Raw genomic sequence first — 6,193 nt, forward strand, 5'->3', positions numbered from 1 at the left:
AAATGAACAGCCCCTCGCGGGCGAGGGGCTGCATCGGGTGGGCCGCCATCAGCTTGCGGCCGGAAAAGGCGCGGCCGGATCAGGCCGAGGGCGGAACGTAGCCCTGCGCTTCGACGGTGCCGTCTTCGAACAGGAAGCGCTCCATCTGTTCCTTCAGGTACTTGCGGGCGCGGGCGTCCGCAAGGTTCAGGCGGTTTTCATTGACCAGGCGCGTCTGGATGGCCTTCCATTCTTCCCAAGCTTCCTTGGAAATGCTCTGCCAGATCTTGGTGCCGAGTTCGCCGGGGTAGGGGGGGAAATCCAGCCCTTCGGCTTCACGCTTCAGTTTTACACAGTTGACGATACGGGCCATGGTTCGCTGCCGGAAGAAATGAGTAATCCTGCATTTTAACGGGCTTGGCGACCTGATGGCGCCAAGCCCCTGCGGACCCTGCGGGTAGCCCGGGTGTTACAGCTTCTTGATGAAGACCAGGCTGTTGCGCGAACGGTTGTAATTGTGCTGTTTTTCACGCGGCAGGTCGGCGATGCCGCCCTGCACGAAACCGCGCTTCATGAACCAGTGCGAGGTGCGCGTCGTCAGTACGAACAGGCGCTTGGCGCCGACGGCGCGCGCGCGTGATTCCATGTGGCGCAGCAGGATTTCGCCTTCGCCCGAACCCTGCCATTCCGGATGCACGATCAGGCAGGCCATTTCGGCCATCTGCTCTTCGGGGAAACTGTGCAGGGCCGCGCAGCCGTAGATGACGCCGTCGTGCTCCAGCACGGTGAAGTTTTCCACGTCGCGCTCGACCACGCTGCGTGGACGCGGCACCAGCGTGCCGTCGGCTTCCAGCGGTTCGATCAGGCTGAGGATGGCGCCGACGTCGTCGATCGTGGCGGCGCGCAGGTCGTCCAGCGTGTCTTCCACCACCATGGTGCCGACGCCGTCGTGGGTGAAGATTTCCAGCAGCACGCTGCCGTCCAGCGCGAACGGCAGCAGGTGGGCGCGGGCCACGCCGCGCTTGACCGCGAGCGAGGCGTACTGCAGGAAGGCATGGGTCTCTTCGTCGAGTTCACCGCCGGCCAGCAGGGCGTCGGCGTCCACGCGGGCGAGTTCAGTGTCCAGCGTGCCGTCGTCGTTCAGCACGCCCTGCGAGCTGGACAGGAAGATGAGTTTTTCAGCGCGCAGCGCCACCGCGACGCTGGTGGCCAGGTCTTCCATGGCCAGGTTGAACGCGTCGCCGGTGGGCGAGAAGCCCAGCGGCGACAACAGCACCACGGACGAGCCCTTTTCGATGGCGAACTTGAGCGCGTCGATGTCGATCTTGCGCACCTGGCCGGTGTGCTTGTAGTCCACCCCGTCCAGCACGCCGGTCGGGCGGGCGGTGACGAAGTTGCCGGAGATGACACGGATATGGGCGTGCGACATGGGCGTGTTCGGCAGCCCCTGGCTGAAGGCGGCCTCGATGTCCAGGCGGATTTCGCCGGCGGCTTCCTTGGCGCATTCCAGCGCGGCGGCGTCGGTGGGCGACAGGCCGCGGTCGAATTGCTGGGTAAAGCCCTTCAGGCGCAGCTGCTCATTGACCTGCGGACGCGAGCCGTGCACCAGCACCAGGCGGATGCCCAGCGAGGACAGCAGCGACAAGTCCTGCACCAGCGCGTTCAGCGCGCCGGCCTGCACCAGTTCACCGCCGAAAGCCACCACGAACGTCTTGCCTCGGAACGCATGCACATAAGGCGCCACTTCTCGGAACCATCGGACGAACTGGGCGGGTGCGAATTCTGGGGCTTCAAGGGCGGAGACGGTGTCTGGTTCCAGGTCGGGCATGATGGGCGGAAGGATTCCTGAGAGTAAGCAAAAACGCGGCGCCGTGCCGCGCCATAGCGCCGTCGGACGACGGCGTGGCGAAATTATATGACCGTCGCGCCCCGGCGCAGCCGGAAAAGAGTGCCAATTTGGTGCCGGATTTACCGGTTTGCGCCCGCGGCGCCGGCAGCGGGCTCGCGGAAATTTATAATGCCGGGCTAACCGGACTAATCGTACATGCCTGAATCCTCCAGCCCGCGTGCGCCCAAGGCCGCGGACGCGGCGGCTCCGGCGGCAGCGGCAGACGCGCAGAACGCGCGCCGCGCGCCGCGCCCCGAGCGGCCCATACCCGTGGTGACCTACCCCGAAGACCTGCCCGTCAGCGCGCGGCGCCAGGAGATCGCGCGCGCCATCGCCAGCCACCAGGTGGTGATCGTCAGCGGCGAAACCGGGTCGGGCAAGACCACCCAGCTGCCCAAGATCTGCCTGGAGCTGGGCCGCGGCCGCCAGAAGATGATCGGCCACACCCAGCCGCGCCGCCTGGCCGCGACGTCGGTGGCCAAGCGCATCGCCGAAGAGCTGAACACCCCCATGGGCGAGGTCGTGGGCTACCAGGTGCGTTTCAACGACCGCACCGGCCCCAACGCGTCCATCAAGCTGATGACGGACGGCATCCTGCTGGCCGAATCGCAGCGCGATCCGCTCTTGCGCCGCTACGACACCATCATCATCGACGAGGCGCACGAGCGCAGCCTGAACATCGATTTCCTGCTGGGCTACCTGAAGCAGCTGCTGCCCCGCCGCCCGGATCTGAAGATCATCATCACCTCGGCGACCATCGACGCCGAGCGCTTCGCCCGGCACTTCGGCGCTTCCGAGGACCGGCCCGCGCCCGTCATCGAGGTGTCCGGCCGCCTGTACCCCGTCGAGGTCCGCTACCGTCCCGTGCGCGAGGAGCTCCCGGAAGACGAGGCCGCCCCGGCCAAGCCCGGCCGGGACCGCGAACGGATGTCGGGCGACGAAGAGCGCGACCTGATCGACGCCATCGTGGACGCGGTGGACGAGTGCGCGCGCCACGGCCCGGGCGACGTGCTGGTGTTCCTGCCTGGCGAGCGCGAGATCCGCGAATCCGCCGAGGCGCTGCGCAAGCGCCATCCGGCCGGCACCGAAGTCTTGCCGCTGTACGCGCGCCTGTCGCAGGCCGAGCAGGAGCAGATCTTCCATCCGCGCACCAATGCGCGGCGCATCGTGCTGGCCACCAACGTGGCGGAAACCTCGCTGACCGTGCCGGGCATCCGCTTCGTGGTCGACAGCGGGCTGGCGCGCATCAAGCGCTATTCCTGGCGCAACAAGGTCGAGCAGCTGCGCATCGAGCCGATCAGCCGCGCTTCGGCCAACCAGCGCGCCGGCCGTTGCGGCCGGGTCGGGCCGGGCGTCTGCATCCGGCTCTACGACGAGCTGGACTTCAACAACCGGGCGCCGTTCACGGACCCGGAAGTCCTGCGCTCGTCGCTGGCCTCGGTCATCCTGCGGATGAAGTCCCTGAAGCTGGACGACATCGAGCAGTTCCCCTTCGTCGAGGCGCCGCCCGGGCGCGCGGTGGCCGACGGCTACCATCTGCTGCAGGAACTGGGCGCGATCGAACTGGCGTCGGCCTCGGACGACGACACGGACGCTTCCCGTACCGGCTCGTCCTTCGTGCTGACGCGCACGGGACATGAACTGGCCAAGCTGCCGGTGGACCCGCGCATCGGCCGCATGATCCTGGCCGCGCGCGAACATCAGTGCCTCGCCGAGATGCTGATCATCGCCTCGGCCCTGTCGGTGCAGGACGCGCGCGATCGCCCCATGCAGGAACGCGAGGCGGCTGAAGCCGCGCACGCCAAGTTCGCCGACGACAAGTCCGAGTTCATCTCCTTCCTGAAGCTGTGGCGCTGGTACGGCGAGCAGGTGCAGCACAAGGCCTCGCAGCGCAAGCTGGTGGCCCTGCTGCGCCAGAACTTCCTGTCGCCGATCCGGCTGCGCGAATGGCACGACGTGCACACGCAGCTGGCCGCGCTGGTGGGCGAGCAGGGCTGGCGCCTGAACCAGACCGAGGCCACCTACGAGCAGCTGCACATGGCGCTGCTGTCGGGCCTGTTGGGCAATATCGGCTTCAAGAGCGACGAAGGCGGTCATTACCAGGGCGCGCGCGAGATCCGCTTCCATATCCACCCCGGTTCGCGGCTGGTGAAGAAGGCGGGGCGCTGGATCGTGGCGGCCGAACTGGTCGAGACCACGCGGCTGTACGCGCGTTGCGTGGCGCGCATCGATCCGGTGTGGCTGGAAAAAGTCGGCGCGCACCTGATCCGCAAGAACTGGTCCGATCCGCGTTGGGAAAAGAAGGCCGGGCAGGTGGTGGCCAATGAACGGGCCACGCTTTACGGGCTGACCATCTACACCGGCCGGCGCATCCAGTACGGCCGGGTCAATCCGACCCAGGCGCGCGAGCTGTTCATCCGTCAGGCATTGGTGCCGGGCGAGATCGACACGCGGCTGGCGTTCGTGGCGCACAACCGCAAGCTGATCGCAGGCATCGAAAAGCTGGAACATCAGACCCGCCGCCCGGACATCCTGGTCGACGACGAGCTGATCCACGCCTTTTACGACAGGCAACTGCCGGCCGACATTTCGCAGACGGCGACGCTGGAAAAGTGGGTGTCGGGGCTGGACAAGGCTGCCGCCGCCAAGCTGCTGCTGACGCGCGACGAACTGATGCGCCACGAGGCCGCGGGCGTCACGACCGATGTCTTTCCCAAGAAGGTGGAATGGCAGGGCGTGTCGATGGCGCTGGATTACCACTTCGAACCCGGTTCGCCGCGTGACGGTGTGACCCTGTCGGTGCCGCTGTTCGCGCTCAACCAGATCGATCCGGCGCGCTGCGAATGGCTGGTGCCCGGGATGCTGAAGGAAAAGGTGCACCTGCTCCTGAAGTCGCTGCCGCAGAAGCTGCGCCGCCACTGCGTGCCGCTGCCGGACTATGCCGCAGGCTTCTACGACCGCTGGTTCGAGCGCCAGGCCGACCCGCAGCAGGGGTTGGTCGATGCCATCATCGCCGACATGTGGGACCAGGTGCAGATCCGCCCAGCCGCGGCGGACTTCAAGCTGGAGACCCTGCCGGCCCACCTGTTCATGAACTTCCGGGTGGTGGATGAGCACGGCCGCATGCTGGCGGCCGGACGCAACCTGGCGCAACTGCGCGCCGAGTTCGGCAAGCAGGCGCAGGCCACGTTCCAGCAGCTGGCGGCCAGCGACACCCAGGTGGCCCAGGCGCTGGCGCACGAGAACCTGACCTCCTGGTCCTTCGGCCCCTTGCCGGAGATCATGGAGATCAAGCGGCGCGGGCAGTCGGTGATCGGCTATCCGGCGCTGGTGGACCGCGGCGCGCATTGCGACCTGGACGTGTTCGACGATCCGGACGAAGCGCGCAAGCACCACCGCGCGGGCTTGCTCAGGCTGTTCCGGCTGGGCTTGCGCGAGCAGGTGAAGTTCCTGGAAAAGAACCTGGCGGACCTGACCAAGATCAGCATGCTCTACATGACGCTGGGGACGCAGGAAGAGCTGCGCGACCAGATCATCGATTGCGCGCTGGGGCAGGCTTGCCTGGCCGATCCCTGGCCGGTCAACGAGCAGCAGTTCGAGGCCCGGCGGGCCGAGGGCAAGGGCCGGCTGGGTCTTTTGGCGCAGGAAGTGGCGCGGCTGGCGGGGGCGGGGCTGACGGAATGGGCGGCAGTGCAGCGCAAGTTGCCGCAGGCCAAGCCGCATGCTGCGGCCTACGCGGACTTGCAGGCGCAGCTGGGGGCGTTGATGCCCAAATGGTTCATCCGCGATACGCCGTATGCGCAGCTTGCGCATTTTCCGCGGTATCTGAAGGCGGTTCTGGCTCGCATCGACAAGCTGCGGGCGGATCCGGCCAGGGATGCCAAGCTGGTGGCGGAGATGGCGCCTTTGCTGACGCAGTATCAGCGGGCGCGGTCGGCGCTGAAAGGGGCGCCGGATCCGCGGCTGGATGAGTTCCGGTGGCTGCTGGAGGAGCTGCGGGTGGCATTGTTTGCGCAGGAGTTGCGGACGCCGATGCCGGTTTCTGTGAAACGGTTGATGAAGAGCTGGGAGTCGCTTAAGCGTTGATTGCTTTTGTGGTTTTTTCGCGGGCGGTGGTTTTTTCGTAGGCCGCCCGTCGGCGCAGGCGGCGTGGCGGCTCGCGCCCACGATTGCGGTCCGGAGCGTTCGCTCCGGACTACCCCGTCGTCATCGTCGTCACCGCCTGCGGCGGTTCCTTCCGATTCCCTCGGGCGCATCGAGGTTGCTCGCCGCCACGCCGCCCGCACCGACGGGCTACGAGCGTCTTGGGGCATCGCGATGTTGAAG

The 6,193-nt window shown here is 66.9% G+C and carries 3 protein-coding genes; 1 reads left to right on the top strand and 2 read right to left on the bottom strand.

What is annotated here, in order from left to right; translation table 11 throughout:
- Nucleotides 1–79: 79 nt before the first annotated feature.
- Together DXK93_RS30520 and argA are read right to left on the bottom strand one after the other, a co-directional pair.
- Entirely contained in the window at nt 80–352 is a 273-nt protein-coding gene (locus tag DXK93_RS30520; RefSeq protein ID WP_054451169.1) for an oxidative damage protection protein, read from the bottom strand.
- 96 nt (nt 353–448) lie between these two features.
- Nucleotides 449–1,807 (bottom strand): amino-acid N-acetyltransferase, encoded by a 1,359-nt coding sequence (gene argA, locus DXK93_RS30525; protein WP_054451170.1) that lies wholly within the window; start codon nt 1,805–1,807, stop codon nt 449–451.
- A gap of 216 nt (nt 1,808–2,023) precedes the next feature.
- Here argA and hrpA point away from each other — a divergent pair, with 216 nt between their 5' ends.
- Nucleotides 2,024–5,953: an ATP-dependent RNA helicase HrpA gene (hrpA, locus tag DXK93_RS30530; RefSeq protein ID WP_119452096.1), complete on the top strand. Its 3,930-nt coding sequence runs from the start codon at nt 2,024–2,026 to the stop codon at nt 5,951–5,953.
- The last annotated feature ends 240 nt before the right edge of the window (nt 5,954–6,193 follow it).

The organism is Achromobacter sp. K91 (assembly GCF_003576205.1).
Lineage (GTDB): Bacteria > Pseudomonadota > Gammaproteobacteria > Burkholderiales > Burkholderiaceae_B > Achromobacter > Achromobacter aegrifaciens.